This is a genomic window from Novosphingobium sp. RL4 (assembly GCF_035658495.1).
In the GTDB taxonomy this organism is placed as follows: domain Bacteria; phylum Pseudomonadota; class Alphaproteobacteria; order Sphingomonadales; family Sphingomonadaceae; genus Novosphingobium.
Genome location: NZ_CP141944.1, coordinates 254,143 through 270,937, shown reverse-complemented (window position 1 = coordinate 270,937; position 16,795 = coordinate 254,143). Strand labels below are relative to the sequence as shown.

At 65.4% G+C, this 16,795-nt stretch carries 14 protein-coding genes; 12 read left to right on the top strand and 2 right to left on the bottom strand.

Annotated features, from left to right (window positions below):
* The first annotated feature begins 21 nt into the window (after window positions 1–21).
* The 4 genes from U9J33_RS01300 to U9J33_RS01285 all read left to right on the top strand — a co-directional run bounded on the left by U9J33_RS01300 (window position 22) and on the right by U9J33_RS01285 (window position 6,604).
* Window positions 22–1,239: a M20 metallopeptidase family protein gene (locus U9J33_RS01300; protein WP_054442145.1), complete on the top strand. Its 1,218-nt coding sequence runs from the start codon at window positions 22–24 to the stop codon at window positions 1,237–1,239.
* Window positions 1,240–1,331: 92 nt separating this feature from the next.
* Window positions 1,332–2,273: a DUF7065 domain-containing protein gene (locus tag U9J33_RS01295; RefSeq protein WP_324697356.1), complete on the top strand. Its 942-nt coding sequence runs from the start codon at window positions 1,332–1,334 to the stop codon at window positions 2,271–2,273.
* Entirely contained in the window at window positions 2,270–2,956 is a 687-nt protein-coding gene (locus tag U9J33_RS01290; RefSeq protein ID WP_054442147.1) for a phosphotransferase-like protein, read from the top strand. Before U9J33_RS01295 ends, U9J33_RS01290 begins: the two co-directional genes overlap by 4 nt.
* 51 nt (window positions 2,957–3,007) lie before the next feature.
* On the top strand, window positions 3,008–6,604 hold the full coding sequence (locus tag U9J33_RS01285; RefSeq protein WP_324697353.1) for a hydantoinase B/oxoprolinase family protein: 3,597 nt from the start codon (window positions 3,008–3,010) through the stop codon (window positions 6,602–6,604).
* A gap of 38 nt (window positions 6,605–6,642) precedes the next feature.
* Here U9J33_RS01285 and U9J33_RS01280 read toward each other — a convergent pair whose 3' ends face one another.
* The gene (locus U9J33_RS01280) at window positions 6,643–6,939 is read right to left on the bottom strand and encodes a GNAT family N-acetyltransferase (protein WP_420719855.1); all 297 of its coding nucleotides are present in this window, start codon (window positions 6,937–6,939) and stop codon (window positions 6,643–6,645) included.
* A gap of 56 nt (window positions 6,940–6,995) precedes the next feature.
* Between U9J33_RS01280 and U9J33_RS01275 the strand changes: the two genes are divergently transcribed.
* Both U9J33_RS01275 and U9J33_RS01270 read left to right on the top strand, forming a co-directional pair.
* Complete coding sequence (locus U9J33_RS01275; protein WP_324697350.1) at window positions 6,996–7,991, top strand: threonine aldolase family protein; 996 nt, start codon at window positions 6,996–6,998, stop codon at window positions 7,989–7,991.
* On the top strand, window positions 7,988–8,908 hold the full coding sequence (locus U9J33_RS01270) for a DMT family transporter (protein WP_324697348.1): 921 nt from the start codon (window positions 7,988–7,990) through the stop codon (window positions 8,906–8,908). Before U9J33_RS01275 ends, U9J33_RS01270 begins: the two co-directional genes overlap by 4 nt.
* Here the strand turns inward: U9J33_RS01270 and U9J33_RS01265 are convergent.
* Window positions 8,818–9,666 (bottom strand): SDR family NAD(P)-dependent oxidoreductase, encoded by an 849-nt coding sequence (locus tag U9J33_RS01265; RefSeq protein ID WP_185998912.1) that lies wholly within the window; start codon window positions 9,664–9,666, stop codon window positions 8,818–8,820. The two genes, U9J33_RS01270 and U9J33_RS01265, sit on opposite strands and share 91 nt — an antisense overlap.
* Window positions 9,667–9,755: 89 nt before the next feature.
* On the opposite strand from U9J33_RS01265, the gene pepN reads away from it, so the two are divergent.
* The 6 genes from pepN (at window position 9,756) to U9J33_RS01235 (ending at window position 16,772) form a co-directional block, all read left to right on the top strand.
* Entirely contained in the window at window positions 9,756–12,410 is a 2,655-nt protein-coding gene (pepN, locus tag U9J33_RS01260) for an aminopeptidase N (RefSeq protein WP_324697346.1), read from the top strand.
* A 1-nt stretch (window position 12,411) separates the two neighbouring features.
* The gene (gene pgeF, locus U9J33_RS01255) at window positions 12,412–13,182 is read left to right on the top strand and encodes a peptidoglycan editing factor PgeF (protein ID WP_324699093.1); all 771 of its coding nucleotides are present in this window, start codon (window positions 12,412–12,414) and stop codon (window positions 13,180–13,182) included.
* A gap of 259 nt (window positions 13,183–13,441) precedes the next feature.
* A complete protein-coding gene (petA, locus tag U9J33_RS01250) occupies window positions 13,442–13,975 on the top strand; it encodes a ubiquinol-cytochrome c reductase iron-sulfur subunit (RefSeq protein WP_054442150.1) in 534 nt (177 codons plus the stop codon).
* Window positions 13,976–13,998: 23 nt separating this feature from the next.
* The gene (locus U9J33_RS01245; protein ID WP_132468644.1) at window positions 13,999–15,303 is read left to right on the top strand and encodes a cytochrome b; all 1,305 of its coding nucleotides are present in this window, start codon (window positions 13,999–14,001) and stop codon (window positions 15,301–15,303) included.
* Between the two features lie 27 nt (window positions 15,304–15,330).
* Entirely contained in the window at window positions 15,331–16,143 is an 813-nt protein-coding gene (locus U9J33_RS01240; RefSeq protein ID WP_054442151.1) for a cytochrome c1, read from the top strand.
* A gap of 92 nt (window positions 16,144–16,235) precedes the next feature.
* Window positions 16,236–16,772 carry an adenine phosphoribosyltransferase gene (locus U9J33_RS01235; RefSeq protein WP_324697343.1) on the top strand — a complete coding sequence of 179 codons (537 nt, stop codon included), beginning with the start codon at window positions 16,236–16,238 and terminating at the stop codon, window positions 16,770–16,772.
* The last annotated feature ends 23 nt before the right edge of the window (window positions 16,773–16,795 follow it).

Below are 16,795 nucleotides of genomic sequence, written 5' to 3'. Positions count from 1 at the left end.
GGGGAGAGCTATCATGCCGCCATGCTCTCCCTCTCCCTGACCCAGCAGGCCGAAGGCCTTGCCGATCGCATCGTTGCGCTGCGCCGCGCCGTTCATGCCGAACCCGAGATCGGCCTTCACAATCCAAAGACCCGGGACAAGATCAGGGCGGCCCTGTCCCACCTGCCGCTGGAATGGCGCGAAGGACCATCGACGACCGGCCTCGTCGCAACGCTCAGGGGCGGTGCGGGAGAAGGCGGCTGCGTGTTGCTGCGCGGCGATACCGATGCGCTGCCGATGCCGGAGGAAACCGGCCTGGACTTCGCGTCCACCATTCCCGGGGTGATGCACGCCTGCGGGCATGACACCCACGTCGCCATGCTGGCCGGAGCGGCCGAACTCCTCGCCGCCCGCGCGGAACGGCTGAAAGGCGAGGTCCGCTTCATGTTCCAGCCCGGAGAGGAGGGCTATCATGGTGCCCGCTTCATGCTGGAGGACGGGCTACTGGGCGGCGATGGTTTCGACCGCCCCCTGCCCGATGCCGCCTTTGCGCTGCACATCATGCCCAATGCTCCTCACGGCGTGATCGGCGGCCGCGCGGGGCCGCTCATGGCTGCGGCGGACGAACTGCGCATTGCGGTGACGGGGCGCGGCGGCCACGCCTCGATGCCGCACGATACGCTCGATCCGGTTCCGGTCGCCTGCGAGGTGGTCATGGCGATCCAGACCATGGTCGCGCGCCGTTTCAGTGTGTTCGACCCTGTCGTCGTCACCATCGCCAAGGTGGAGGCGGGCAGCGCCCATAATGTCATACCCGACACGGCGCGGCTCACCGGCACGATGCGCACGCTTTCCGCCGCCAACCGCGCCCGCCTGAAGGAGGAACTGCCGCTGCTCGTCGCCGGGATCGCGGGCGCGCATGGTTTCAAGGGTGAGGTGGCGATCCACGAGGGCTTTCCGGTCACGGTCTGCGATGCCCGCGCGGTGGACTTTGGCGAGCGCGTGGCCCGCGACCTTCACGGCGAGGCGGCATTCCAGCGCCTCAAGGACCCGATCATGGGCGCGGAGGACTTCGCCTACGTTCTCGAAAAGGTGCCGGGGGCGATGTTCTTCCTCGGCGTGGCGCAGGAAGGCGCGGACTGGAAGCACTGCTGCGGCATCCATTCCACGAAGATGATGGTCGACGAAAAGGCCTTGCCGCGCGGTGCCGCGTTCCTCGCCGGGCTGGCCGAGGACTGGCTTTCGCGCGGCTTCGGGTAGGCGCGCGCGGCTTGGGGTAGGCGCGATTGCCGCTGCGGTCATTGCCTTGAAGCATCCTCCTTGCTGCCATGGCCGGCAAGGAGAAGGGCTTCATGACCGACCTTGCGTTTGCCGATTTCTTTGCCGCCGAGCGTGATGACAATCCCTACTGGAATGAAAGCGCCTGGTTCTCGGTCACGCTTCCCGAGCGGCGGATTCACGGGCTGATCCAGCACTATTTCCGGCCCAACATGGGCATGCTGAACGGCGGGCCGGTGTTGTGGGACGCCAGCGGGCGGTATCAGTGGAACTGCCTCCATTACGACTGGGCCCATCTCCAGGCGATGCCCGCCACTGCCGCCAAGTTCGACATGGAGGCGCGCAATTCGCTGTCGTGCCGGATGATTGAGCCGCTTTCGCGGTACAAGCTGGACTATGACCGGGATGGCCTGTTCTTCGATCTGACATGGACCGCGATCGGCCCGGTCCATCAACTCAGGACTGGCGAGGCAGGACAGGCGGCAACAGCGAAGTTCCATCTGGAACAGCCCGGCCGCATGACCGGCACCCTGCGCTGCAAGGGAGAGGAGTTCGCGGTAGACTGCCTGTCCCTGCGGGACTGTTCCTACGGTGCGCGCGATTATGAATCGCTGGCCTGCGGGGGCTATTTCTGGGGCATCGCGCAGGATCGCGCCTTCCATGCCATCGTCATGGGTGAGGGCCGCGAGGCACGTTGCATCGGCGGTTTCATCTGGAAGGACGGGGTCTTGTCCAGCCTCGTGTCCGGTCGCCGTGAAGTGCTGGAATGGGGAGAGGACGGCCCGTCCCGCATTCGTTTCGAGGCGAGCGACGCGCTCGGGCGGGAATTGCTGGCCGTGGCGGAAATCGATACCGGCCTGATCTTTACCGGCTATACGGACCATACGGTGGTCTGGTCGCTCATGCGGTCGGATTGGGACGATGTGGAGCTTTGGGGCGACAATCAGGAGTTCTGCCCTGCCGACCGGTTCCGGCGCATCGCCCGCGGCGAAATCGCACCGGGGGCGCCGGCATGAGCCTGGGGCAGATCGTCGTGGTCAATGGCACTTCGGGTTCCGGCAAGTCCACGGCCTGCGAGCTTTTCCAGAAGCGGCAGCAGGACTACTGGTTGCTTTACGGCATCGATCATTTCCTCGCGCAGACGCTTCCCGCGCGGTTCGGGCACCACGGGCCGCTCGCCGCCGAGGGGATCGAGGCGATCCCGCTGGATCCCGCGCGGCCGGAGGGGCCGCTGCGCTGGCGCTTTGCGCCGCGTGCCATGGCCGCCTTCGGCGCTTTTCACGAGTGGATGGCGGCGAGTTCCCGGCAAGGACTGAACGTCATTTTCGACCATCTGCTGATGACCGATCCACCGGTGCTTCAGGATCTCCTGCGGCGGACCGAGGGGCTTCCGGTCCTGCTCGTCACGCTCAAGCCACCGTTCGAAGTGCTGGAACGGCGGGTGGCGGAGCGGGCCATGACCAAGCGGATGCCTACGGACCTGCTGGGCGAGGATGCGGTTGCAAGGATCGTGGACCGCCTCTCCCGCCTGCGGCCGTGGTTCTTCGAGGAAGTCTACCGCAACAGCGAATCCGATCTGGTGATCGATACTTCGGTCCATTCGCCGGATCAGGTTTGCGCCCTTGTCGAGGCGCGGCTTGCCGAAGGGCCGGGCACCGCATTCGACCGGTTGCGCAAGGGGCTGGCCGGGGCGGGATAGTTTCCACCTTTTCCCTTTCCTCCCCGCGTCGTCGCCGTCATGAAGCCCGGCATGACGAACATGTGGCAATTCTGGGTCGATCGCGGCGGCACCTTTACCGACATCGTGGCGCGCGCGCCCGATGGGCGGTTCGAGCGGCTGAAACTGCTTTCCGAAGACCCCGGCCGTTACGACGATGCCGCCGTAGAGGCGATGCGGCGGCTGACCGGAACCGCCGAAGGTGAATTGCCCGAAGCCGAACTGCGCCTTGGCACTACCATTGCCACTAATGCCCTGCTGGAAGGCAAGGGCGAGCCGGTGCTGCTGGCGATCACGCGGGGCTTCGGCGATGCATTGAAGATCGGGACCCAGGAAAGGCCCGACATCTTCGCTCGCCATATCGTCCTGCCGCAGCCGCTGAATGCCGCGGTGCTGGAGATCGACGAGCGTGTCGGCGCCGACGGCACCGTCCACCGCCCGCTCGACCTCGATGCCGCGCGCAAGGGGCTGCAACGCCATTTCGACAAGGGTTTTCGCGCCGTCGCGGTAGTGCTGATGCACGGCTATCGCCACAGTGCGCATGAAGCGGCGCTGGCCGGGCTGGCGCGCGAGATCGGTTTCAGTCAGGTTTCGGTCAGCCACGAGGTAGCCCCGCTCATCAAGCTCATCGCGCGCGGTGATACGACGGTGGTGGACGCCAATCTCTCGCCGGTGCTGGCACGTTATGTGGCCGGACTGGAAGCAGGTCTCGGCCCGAAGGTCACGGCGCTCTACATGCAGTCGAGCGGCGGGCTCACCACCGGAGACGCCTTTGCGGGCAAGGACGCGATCCTCTCGGGCCCGGCGGGCGGCATCGTCGGCATGGCGGCCATCGCCAGGGAGGCGGGTTTCGATCATGTCCTGGGCTTCGACATGGGCGGAACCTCCACCGACGTTTCGCACTATGCCGGTGCCTATGAGCGCGACAGCGAGACGCGCGTGGCGGGCGTGCGCGTGCGCGTGCCGATGATGCGGATTGAAACGGTGGCAGCCGGCGGCGGCTCGATCTGCCGCTTCGACGGTGCACGCTTCCTGGTGGGGCCGGAGAGCGCGGGCGCTGTGCCCGGCCCCGCCTGCTACCGGCGCGGCGGCCCGCTGGCGGTAACCGACTGCAACCTGCTGCTCGGCAAGCTGAGGCCCGGGCATTTCCCGCATGTCTTTGGCCCCGAAGGCAATGAGCCGCTCGATCTGGCCGCGGCGCAGTCGCGCATGGACGAAGTGCTGGCGTCCGTTCGCATCGCGACCGGCCGTGAAATGACGCGCGAACAGGCGGCGGAAGGCTTCCTGGAGATCGCCGTTGCCAACATGGCCAATGCGATCAAGACAGTCTCGCTGCGGCGCGGCCACGACATGACCCGCGCGGCGCTGGTGACGTTCGGCGGCGCGGGCGGGCAGCACGCCTGCAAGGTGGCCGATGCGCTGGGCGTGACCAGCGTGTTGTGCCACCCGCTCGCCTCGGTGCTGTCGGCTTACGGCATGGGCCTTGCCGACCGGCGGATGCTGCGCCAGCGGACCTTGGCGCTCCCGCTGGACGGCAATGCCATGACGTCGCTCGATGCCGCCGTTGCCGCCTTGGGGGACGAAGCCCGCGCGGCGCTGGCCGCGCAGGGCATCGCGGCGGACGACATCGCGATCGAGGCTGCGCTGGCGGTGCGACCAAAGGGCAGCGACAATGCCATCGAAGTGCCGGTAGGACCGCTTGGCGCCATGCGGGAGGCATTCCGGGACGGCTGGCTCCAGCGCTTCGGCTTCGGTGCGGGCGAGCAGCTTATCGGCGAGACGCTGCGGGTGGAGGCTGTCCATGCCGGCCATTCCGGCGGCGGTGCGACGCTTGTTCTTCCCGTGAAGTCCTCGCCCGCGGCCGAGCAGGTCGATCTCTGGACGCAGGGCGCGCATCACCGCGTGCCGCTCTATCTGCGCGAGGGGCTGGCAGAGGGCTTCACGGCCGATGGCCCGCTGCTGGTGGTGGATGACGTTTCCACCACTGTCGTCGAACCCGGCTGGCGTGTGCGGGTCGATCATGTCGGCAACCTGATCCTCAACCGGGATGCCCCGCAGCAGGTTCAGGCAGACAGCTCCACCGAATGCGATCCGGTGCGGTTGGAGATCATGGGCGCGCTGTTCATGGCCATTGCCGAGGAAATGGGAGCCGCGCTCCAGCAATCGGCCAGTTCGGTGAATATCCGGGAGCGGCTGGACTTCTCCTGCGCGCTGTTCGACCGGCAGGGAAACCTTGTCGCCAATGCGCCGCACATGCCGGTCCACCTCGGCTCGATGGGGGAGAGCGTGCGCACGATCCTCCAGCGGCGCGGTAACGGGCAGGACGGGCGGGGCATCCTGCCCGGCGATGCCTACGTCCTCAATGCGCCCTATGACGGCGGCACGCATTTGCCCGATATCACCGTGGTCATGCCGGTGTTCATCGAGGGCGAGACGGTCCCCGCCTGGTTCGTTGCCGCGCGCGGGCACCATGCCGATATTGGCGGGATCAGCCCCGGTTCGATGCCGCCGGGCTCGCGCTCGCTGGATGAGGAAGGCGTGCTGATCGATAATGTGCTGCTGGTCGATCGCGGCGCGCTTCAGGAAGCACCGCTGCGCGATCTGCTCGCCTCCGGCCCACATCCCTCGCGCGCCATCGAGCAGAACATTGGCGATTTGCGCGCCCAGCTAGCCGCCTGCCAGCGCGGTGCTTCGGAGCTGCGCCGGGTGGCGGACGAACAGGGCCGCGAGGTGGTGGACGCCTATATGGCCCATGCGCAGGCCCATGCCGAGCAGGCCGTTCGCACGCTGATCGACCGGCTTCAGGACGGTGAGTTCCGCGTGCCGATGGACAATGGCGCCGAGATAGCGGTTTCGATCTCGATCGACCGTGAAGCGCGCGGCGCGGTCATCGATTTCGCCGGTTCCAGTGCCCAGCTTACCGATAACTTCAATGCCCCTCTCCCGGTCGTGCGGGCGGCCGTGCTTTATGTCGTTCGCACGCTGATCGACGATGCCGTGCCGATGAACGAGGGGTGCCTGCGGCCGATCACCTTGCGCGTGCCGGAAGGCTCGATGCTATACCCCAAGGCGCCCGCCGCCGTCGTTGCGGGCAATGTGGAGACCAGCCAGTCGATCACCGACGCCTTGTTCGGCGCGCTTGGCGCGATGGCTGCATCACAGGGGACGATGAACAACTTCACCTTCGGCGATGCGACGAGGCAGTATTACGAAACGATCGCCGGGGGCTCGGGGGCCGGGCCTGATTTCGACGGTACGCCGGTGGTCCAGACTCACATGACCAATAGCCGCCTGACCGATCCCGAAGTGCTGGAAACCAGTTATCCGGTGCTGCTGGAGGAATTCTCGATCCGTCGCGGTTCGGGCGGGAAGGGCGCGCACAAGGGCGGCGACGGCGCTACCCGGCGGGTGCGCTTCCTCGAACCGATGCAGGCCGGCATCCTTTCGCAGCGGCGCGGCACCGCGCCATTCGGATTGTTCGGAGGAATGGACGGAGAGCCGGGCCGTAACCGGATCGAGCGAGCGGACGGTTCGGTGGAGGAACTGGGAGCCACTGCCACGGCCCGGCTGGGGGCGGGGGACGTGTTCGTGATCGAAACGCCCGGCGGTGGCGGTTTCGGGGAGCAGTAAGCGCGTTTGCCTGACCCTCTCTCCGCCGGGCCGGCGCATCAGGCCTTTACGTCTTCCCACTCGGGATGGCGCCGAAATGCCGCCACGACGTAGCTGCACAAGGGCGCGATCTTGAACTGATTCTCCCGCGCGTCCGCCACCATCGCCTCGACGAGCCGCGCCGCCACGCCGCGATTGCCGATTTCGGAGGGGACCAGGGTGTGGTCGGCATAATGAATGCCGTCCCGGGTCTGCCATGTCAGGTGGCCGGTGATGTCGCTGTCGGCGATGTGGGCCTTGTATTCGCCGCCGGTCGGGGTCTCGTGCTTGGTGATCGTCACGCCTACCACGGGCATATCTCCTGAAGAGGGGTGCTTGACGGCGCTTGCGTCCGCTTACAGGGCATATGGCCATGAAGTTCCTTTCCGACAACGCCGCGCGGGTCCACCCGAAGATATGGGATGCCATGAAGGCTGCCGATGCGCCGGATTCGCCTTACGACGGCGATGGCTTGAGCCGCGCGCTGGATGAGCGTTTTTCCGCGCTGTTCGGACGCGAATGCGCCGCTCTCTGGGTGGCCACGGGGACATCGGCGAATTGCCTCGCGCTTTCGGCGATGGTGGAGCCGCATGGCGCGGTGATCTGCCACCGCGAAGCGCATATCGAGATGGACGAGGGCGGCGCTCCGGGCTTTTTCCTGCACGGTGCAAAGCTGCTGCTGGCGGACGGGGAAGGTGCGAAGATCACGCCGGAAGCTGCCGCGAAAGTCATCGATCCGATTCGTGACGGCGTGCATCAGGTGCAGCCTCATGCGATCTCGATCACGCAGGCGAGCGAATATGGCCGGGTCTACCGGCCTGAAGAACTGGCGGCGCTTTCGGATTTCGCGAAAGCCCGGGGGCTCGGGTTGCATATGGACGGCGCGCGTTTCGGCAATGCGGCCGCGTTTCTGGGCGGGAACGCGGCGCAGGCGGCCGGCAATGTCGATGCGTTGAGCTTCGGCATGGTCAAGAACGGCGGGATGAGCGCCGAGGCCATCGTGTTCTTCGACCCGGCTCTGGCGGAAAAGGTGCGCTTCCGCCGCAAGCGTGCGGGGCATTTGCAATCGAAGGGGCGCTATCTGGCGGCGCAGATTCTCGCGATGCTGGAGGACGATCTCTGGCTGGACAATGCGCGCGCGGCAAACCGGGCGGCAGCCGAGATCGCCGCAGCGGCGAAGGACCGCCTGCTGCACGCGGTAGAGGCGAACGAGGTATTCCTGGTTTCCACCCCCGCCGAACGGAAAGCGCTACGCGGACAAGGGTTCGAGTTCTACGATTGGGGCGACGATGCCGCCCGGCTGGTGACGGCGTGGGATTCGCAGGAGGAACACGTTTCCGCCCTTGCCCGCGCGATTGCCGCGCTGTGACCGAGGGCACCGAGGCGGCACCGGAATTCATGAAGCCCGCGATCGCGCTGCCGTTCCTGCTGGTGGCGCTCATATGGGGATCGACGTGGTTCGTCATCACCGGCCAGATCGGCGAGGTGCCGGCAAGCTGGTCCGTCGCCTGGCGTTTCGTCCTGGCGACACCGGCGATGTTCCTCGTCGCCGTGGTGACGAGGAAGGGCCTGAAGCTGGGCAAGGCCGGACAGATCCTCGCATTCGCGGTGGGCGCGGCGCAATTCTGCGGCAATTACAACTTCGTCTACCGGGCCGAGATGCATCTTACGTCCGGGATCGTCGCGGTGATGATCGGACTGCTTCTGGTGCCCAATGCGATTCTCGCAAGGGTGCTGCTGAAGCAGCCCGTCACATGGCGTTTCGCCATCGGCAGCCTGATCGCCATCGGCGGACTGGCGCTGTTGCTCCTTCATGAGGCGCACGAGGCGCCGCTCGGCGGCAAGGTCCTGCTGGGTACCGTCTTTGCATCGATCGCGATGATGTGCGCCTCGGTCTCGAACGTGATCCAGGCCAACGAGACTGGCAAGGCATTGCCCATGGCAAGCCTGCTGGCATGGGCAATGCTCTATGGCACGATCTGCGATCTCGTGGTGGCATACGTCCTTGCCGGACCGCCGGTGATCCCAACGGAGCCCGCCTACTGGCTGGGCACCGCCTATCTGGCGATCCTGGGCTCGGTGGTGACCTTCCCCCTCTATTACACCCTGATCCGCCAGCTTGGGGCGGGCAAGGCGGCCTATAACGGTGTCGCGGTCATCATCATTGCCATGTTCATCTCGACCTTGTTCGAGGGCTATCGCTGGTCGCCGCTGGCGATCTCGGGGGCGGTTCTGGCGACGGTGGGGCTGGTGGTGGCGCTGAGGGCGCGCAGCCCCTCGCGATAAGTCGGGAAGCGCGGGGTCCAGCCGAGCACGCGCTTTGCCTTGCCGTTCGCCACGCGGCGGTTTTCCGCATAGAAGCCCCGCGCCATGGCGGAGAGCTGCGCCTCCTCCACCGACTGCAGCGGCGGCAGCGGAAGGCCCAGCAGGCGGCAGGCTTCCTCGACCAGCGTATTCTGGCTGCAAGGCAGGTCATCCGCGAGATTGTAGGCACCCGGCGACCGCTCCAGCCCGGCGATAACGCCGGAGGCGATGTCCTCGACGTGGACGCGGCTGAACACTTGCCCCGGCAGGTCGATGCGGTGCGCGCGTCCGTTGCGCACACGATCCAGCACCGAGCGGCCTGGGCCGTATATTCCCGGCAGGCGATAGACACGCGCGCCGAGGGACAGCCATTCGCCGTCCGCCTCGGCCCGCGCCGTCCGCCGACCTGTGCCCACGGGCGCGCTTTCGTCCACCCACGCGCCGCCCGCATCGCCGTAGACCCCGGTGGACGAGAGATAGGACAGCGCCTTGCCCTTCATTGCATCGCCGTAACGCTCCAGCACCGGATCGAGTGGTTCACCGCGTCCCTCGCTGCCGGGCGGAACGGAGGAAAGCACATGATCGGCGTCGGCCAGCGCGAGACGGACATTGCCTGCATCCTCGAACGAAAGCGTTCCTTCGCGGCCGGTGGAGATCACTTCCCAACCCTGTGCGGAGAGGCGGCTTGCGATCACCCGCGCGGTATAGCCCAGCCCGAAAATGAACAGGCGCTTCGGCATCCGGGGCGTCATGAGGCATTCCTCTCGTTTCGGCGGTGAATTCGTGCGCCATGACTGGCATTCGAAGCGCAAGGCTCTAATTTAGCGGCATGGACATTGCCAGCACCCCCTCCTCGCCCGATGCCAACGTGCAGATCGCCGATGCCGCTCCCGCGCCTCAGGCGCCGCCGGTCATTCATCGCGAGGACTATCTGCCGCCGGCGTGGCTGGTGCCGCAGATCGCCCTCGATTTCCAGCTCGGTATCGATGGAACGCGGGTTCTGGCCAGGCTCTCGGTCCGCCGCAACCCGGAAGGGAACGGCACGTCGACCCTGCGCCTGAACGGCGACCAGATCGCCCCGCTCTCTGTCCACGTCGATGGCGAAGCCGTGAACGACTGGCGCCTCGACGGTCCGGATCTTCTCGTCGAACTGCCCGGGGAGGCACACGAAGTCGCGGTCGAGACTGCGGTGAATCCGGCGGCGAATAGCCAGCTCATGGGGCTCTACGCCTCCAACGGAATGCTTTGCACCCAGTGCGAGGCCGAGGGTTTCCGTCGCATCACGTTCTTCCCCGATCGTCCGGACGTGCTCTCCACCTATTCGGTCCGCATGGCGGGCGACAAGGCGCAGTTCCCGATCCTGCTCGCCAATGGCAACTGCATCGCCACGGGTGAGGGAGAGGACGGTACGCACTGGGCGGAATGGCACGATCCCTGGCCCAAGCCGAGCTACCTTTTCGCGCTGGTCGCGGGTGATCTCGTGGCCAATCATGCCGATTTCACGACCCGCTCCGGCCGCAAGGTCGAACTCAACATCTGGGTCCGTCCCGGTGACGAACAGCGCACCGATCACGCGATGGATTCGCTGATCCGCTCGATGAAGTGGGATGAGGAGGTCTTCGGGCGGGAATACGATCTGGACCTGTTCAACGTCGTTGCCGTTTCCGACTTCAACATGGGCGCGATGGAGAACAAGGGCCTCAACGTCTTCAACACGCGCTATGTCCTGGCGGAGCCGGAAACCGCGACCGATGCCGACTATGACGGCATCGAGAGCGTGATCGGGCACGAGTATTTCCACAACTGGTCGGGCAACCGCGTGACCTGCCGGGACTGGTTCCAGCTTTCGCTCAAGGAAGGCTTCACCGTCCTTCGCGATCAGTTGTTCAGCGCCGACATGGGCAGCGAGGCGGTCAAGCGGATCGAGGACGTGCGGGTTCTGCGCGCTGCCCAGTTCCCCGAGGATTCGGGGCCGCTGGCACACCCTATCCGGCCTGATTCCTATCAGGAAATCAGCAACTTCTACACCGCCACCGTCTACAACAAGGGCGCCGAGGTGATCCGCATGATGCGGACCATGGCGGGCACCGACAAGTTCCGTGAGGGCACCGATCTCTACTTTGGCCGCCATGACGGCGAGGCGGCAACCTGCGAGGACTTCGTCAAGGCAATCGAGGACGGTACCGGGCTGAACCTTGCGCAGTTCCGTCTGTGGTATTCCCAGGCCGGCACGCCGCAGGTCGCCGCCGAACTGTCGCACGAGGCGGAAACGGCAACCCTCACGCTGACCCAGACCGTTCCGGCAACGCCGGGCCAGCCCGAAAAGCAGGCCGTGCCGATTCCGCTGCGTATCGCCCTTTATGACCGTGACAGCGGCACGCACTCGGGCGAGCGACTGATCGTGCTCGACAAGGACAGCGCCAGCTTTTCGTTCGAGGGTTTCACCCGCCCGCCGGTGGTTTCCATCAATCGCGGCTTCTCGGCCCCCGTTGCCATCGAGATCGAGCGGAGTAACGAGGATCTGGTGTTCCTGGCGGCTCACGATGACGATCCCTTCGCCCGGTACGAGGCGATGCAGAGCCTCGTGGTCCAGCACCTGGTCGCGGCTGTCGGCGGCGGTCTTTCGGATGCGGCGCGCGCCGAGGGGCGCGAGGCGATCGGGCAGGCCTTTGCCTCGATTCTGGCCGACGAGGCGCTCGATGACCTGATGCGCGGCGAGCTGATGGTACTTCCCGGCGTCGCCTATCTCGCCGAACAGGTGCTGGTGGCAGATCCGGCTGCGATTCACGAGGAACGCGAGGCGCTCAAGTCCTGGCTCGGCGCCGAACTCACCGGTGAATTGCGGGCGCTGCATGACCGCGTTTCCGCCGTATCTTACTCTCGCGAGGCGCATGCGCGCGGAGCGCGAAAGACCAAGGGACAGGCGCTGGTCCTGATCGCTTCGGGCGATGCGGCCGAAGGGGCCCGCCGTGCCATCGCGCAGTACCGGGCGGCCGACAACATGACTGACCGCCAGTCGGCGCTGACCGTGCTTTGCAATATCGACGGCCCCGAGCGCGAGGAAGCGCTGGCGGACTTCCTGCGCCGGTACGAAGGCAACGCGCTCGTGATCGACAAGTGGTTTGCGCTTCAGGCGGGCTCGTTCCACCCACAGGTGCTCGAGCATGTCGAGGCACTGTCGCGGCATCCCGACTTCACGATGAACAACCCCAACCGGGTCCGGGCGCTCTTCATGACGGCGGCGGTCAACCCCAAGGCGTTCCACGATGCGAGCGGCGCCGGATACAGGATGATCGGCGAAGTGATCCGCAAGCTGGACCCGATCAATCCGCAGACGACAGCGCGCTTCGTGCCGCAACTCGGCCGCTGGCGGCGGATCGAGCCTGTCCGCGCCGCGATGATGCGCGCCGAACTGGAAAAGATCGCCGCGGAGCCGAACCTTTCGCGCGACGTGCGCGAGCAGGTGAGCAAGAGCCTTGGCTGACGTGGGGGAGGCGGTCGAAGTCAACCGGGCGGGCCTGCTCGAAGGATTGCCGCACGGCTTCCTCGGCCGCCGGGGCGGTGTGAGCACCGGCGAGGTCGAAGGCCTGAACGTCGGCCTGGGTTCGGGCGACGAGCCCGAAGCCGTCGCCGAGAACCGCCGCCGCGCCGCTGCCGCAGTTCTGCCGGGGGCGTCGTTGCTATCGGTGTATCAGGTTCATTCGCCCGACTGCGTAATTCTGGGGGCTGACGGGTGGAGCGACGAGCAACGCCCTCATGCCGATGCACTTGTCACCCGTCAGGCGGGCGTGCTGATCGGCGTCGTTACGGCGGATTGCGCGCCGGTCCTGCTTGCAGATCGGGAGGCGGGCGTCATCGGCGCGGCGCATGCAGGATGGAAAGGCGCGATCGGCGGGGTTACGGACAGCACCATCGCTCAGATGATATCGCTCGGGGCTCAGCGTTCGCGCATCGTCGCGGCGGTCGGCCCGTGCATTTCCCAGGCATCCTATGAAGTGGACGATGCCTTCCGGAACGGCTTCCTCGGCAAGGGGGTGGACAACTCCCGTTTCTTCTCCGCGGGGCGGGATGGGCACTGGCAGTTCGATCTCGAACTCTATGTCGCCTCCCGCCTGGAATCGGCGGGAATCGGCGGTGTGGAGCGTCTTGGCCTTGATACTTATTCGGCGCCCCGGCGTTTCTATTCCTATCGCCGCGCCACGCACCGCGGCGAGGCGGCCTACGGGCGCCAGATTTCGGTGATAGGGCTGGGCTGAACCGACCCATCCGGGATGACCGCCGAACGGTTATGCCTTGAATTTGTTGGCGGTCGCTGGCCCCCTTGCGTCCAAAAAGGCGGTTGGCAGGGCTGGCTTCCGTGTATATCAGGTCCGCAAAGTCGGTATTCGTTTCGGGTCGCTCCCGGATCATTAAACCGTCACGGGGGATACCAGGCTAAAATAGAATTGGTCAGGATCTGGGCTTGCTTTCCGGATTTCCGGGGGTGGGTTGTCGAAAAACAAGGCAAGGGCAAACATGGCAGAAGCAGATGGCGTGCGGCGGCGCGATTTCATCAATATCGCCGCGGTAAGCGCGGCGGGTGTCGCCGGCGTGGGTATCGTCGTCCCGCTGGTCAGCCAGATGTCCGCATCGGCGGATGTTCTCGCGGCTTCTTCCACCGAGATCGACATTTCCTCGATCCAGCCCGGACAGGCCATCAAGGCGATCTTCCGCAAGCAGCCGGTCTTCGTGCGCAACCTGACGCCGCATGAGATTTCGGAAGCCAACAAGGTGGACGTCTCCTCCCTGCGCGATCCGCAGACGCTTGAGGAGCGCACCAAGGAAGGCAAGGAAAACTGGCTGATCACCATGGGCGTCTGCACGCACCTTGGCTGCGTTCCGCTCGGTGCCGGAGAAGGCGAGCCGAAAGGCGAATTCGGCGGATACTTCTGCCCCTGCCACGGCTCTTCCTACGATACTGCCGCCCGTATCCGTAAGGGCCCGGCGCCCAAGAACCTCGAGGTTCCGGACTACGCGTTCACCACTGACACGGTCGTAAAGATCGGTTGAGGCCAAGAGAGAGGATCAAGAACATGAGCTTTCCCTGGGCCAAGGAATATACCCCGACCAATCCCTTCATGAAGTGGATGGACGAAAGGCTGCCCCTGCCGCGCCTCGTCTACAATTCGGTCGGTGGCGGCTATCCGGTTCCGCGCAACCTGAACTATTTCTGGAACTTCGGTTTCCTCGCCGCGCTCTGCCTCGGCCTGCAGATCGTCACCGGCATCGTGATGGCCATGCACTATGCAGCCAACACGCAAGTCGCGTTCGATACGGTCGAGCAGACCGTGCGCGACGTGAACTGGGGCTGGATGATGCGCTATGCGCACGCCAACGGCGCCTCGGCGTTCTTTGTCGTCATCTACATCCACATCTTCCGCGGCTTTTTCTACGGTTCGTACAAGGCCCCGCGTGAAATGGTGTGGCTGCTTGGCGTGGTGATCTTCCTGCTGATGATGGCCACCGCCTTCATGGGCTACGTGTTGCCCTGGGGTCAGATGAGCTTCTGGGGGGCCAAGGTCATTACCGGCCTGTTCGGCGCGATTCCCTTCGTGGGCGAACCGCTCCAGCAGTGGCTGCTCGGCGGTTTCGCACCGGATAACGCCGCGCTCAACCGCTTCTTCTCGCTGCACTATCTGCTGCCCTTCGTCATCGTGGGCGTGGTGATCCTGCACATCTGGGCGCTGCATATCCCGGGTTCGTCGAACCCCACCGGCGTCGAAGTGAAGAGCGAGAGCGACACCGTTCCGTTCTATCCCTACTACGTCGCCAAGGACGGCTGGGCGATCGGCGTCTTCGCGATCCTGTTCTGCACCGCGCTGTTCTTCTTCCCGAATGCGCTCGGCCACCCGGACAACTACATCCCGGCCAACCCGATGAGCACCCCCGCGCACATCGTGCCTGAATGGTACTTCTGGCCGTTCTACGCGATCCTGCGCGCCTTCACGCAGGACTTCTTCTTCATTCCGGCCAAGCTCATGGGCGTGCTGGCAATGTTCGGCGCAATCCTCGTGTGGTTCTTCCTGCCCTGGCTGGACCGTTCGCCGGTCCGCTCGGGTTCGTACCGTCCGCTTTACCGCAAGTTCTTCTTCTTCGGCCTGATCCCGGCGATGGCGGTACTGTTCTACTGCGGCGGTGCACCGGCGGCAGAGCCCTACGTGATGCTGAGCCAGATCGCGGCGCTCTATTACTTCGCGCACTTCCTGATCGTGATCCCGATCGTCTCGGCCATCGAGAAGCCGGATCCGCTGCCGTTTTCCATCACCGAGTCCGTTCTCGGCGAGGATGAAGCCGCCAAGCTGACCCCGGCGCAGCCCGCGCCGACGGCAGCCGCCTGACCACAGCTGGAACGAAAGACGAAAGACATGGCACGCATTCTCTCGATCCTCGTCGGGCTGTTCTTCACGGTGGCCCTGGCATGGTCCTTCGGCAAGGGCGCCTATCAACAGATAACCGAACCGCCTGCGGCAACCGCCGAGCACGAGTTCCATCTCACGCCCAAGGAAGTCAGCTTCGCCAGTGATGGCGCCTTCGGCAAGTTCGATCGCCAGCAGCTTCAGCGCGGTTTCCAGGTCTACAAGGAAGTCTGCGCCGCCTGTCACGCGATCCGCCACGTCGCCTTCCGTGACCTTGCCGCGCTTGGCTATAACGACGCCGAAGTGAAGGCGATCGCCAAGGGGTTCCAGGTTCCGGTCTACAACAACGCGACCGGCGAAGTGGAAACCCGCGAAGGCATGGCGACCGACTACTTCCCGCCGGTCATGTATGGTGGCCAGGGTACTCCGCCGGACCTGTCGCTGATCACCAAGGCGCGTCACGAAGGCCCCGCCTACGTCTACTCGCTACTGACCGGGTATCAGGACCAGCCCGCGGAACTCCTGAAGAAGTTCCCGGATTCCAAGACTCCTGAAGGTCTGCATTACAACCCGTACTTCGCGAACCTCAACCTCGCGATGCCGCCGCCGCTGACCGGTGAGGGCCAGGTGACTTACGGAGACGGCACCAAGGCGACCGTGGACCAGATGTCGAAGGACGTTGCCGCCTTCCTGATCTGGACTGCCGAGCCCAAGCTGGAAAAGCGCAAGCAGACCGGCTGGCCGGTCCTCGGATTCCTGCTTTTTGCCACGATCCTGGGCTATATGTCCTACCGCAACATCTGGGCCGGCAAGAAGCACTGAGCTTTCCGATCCTGACCTGACCGAAGGGCCTCCGCCATTCCCATGGCGGGGGCCCTTTCGTTTACAGGCTCCAGCCCCTAAGGACGGCGACCATGACCATCGACGAGATCAAGGCGCTGGTGCGCACCGTGTCGGACTTTCCCAAGCCCGGCATCCTGTTCCGTGACGTCACGACGCTGGTCGGCAACGGGCCCGGCTTCGCGGCAGCGGTCGAACTGATGGCGGCAAAGGCCGAGGCGGCGGGTGCGCAAGCAATCGCCGGTGTCGAAGCCCGAGGCTTCATTTTCGGTGCGGCCATCGCGGCGCGTCTGGGGCTGGGGTTCATTTCGATCCGCAAGCCGGGCAAGCTGCCGGTTCCGGTGATCGCCATCGACTATGCCCTGGAATACGGTACGGACACGCTGGAAGTCGATCCGGAAGCGGTTGGCGAAGGAAGCCATGTCGTCCTGGTTGACGATCTGCTGGCCACCGGCGGCACCGCGCTGGCCGCTGCTGAATTGCTGCGCCGCGTCGGGGCCAGGGTCGATCATGCGCTGTTCGCAATCGATCTGCCCGACCTGGGCGGCGGAGAACGCCTTCGCGAAGCGGGAATCGTCCCTCACGCCCTGCTCGACTATCCGGGGCACTAAGCCGCCAGTTCATCTATTGGGCA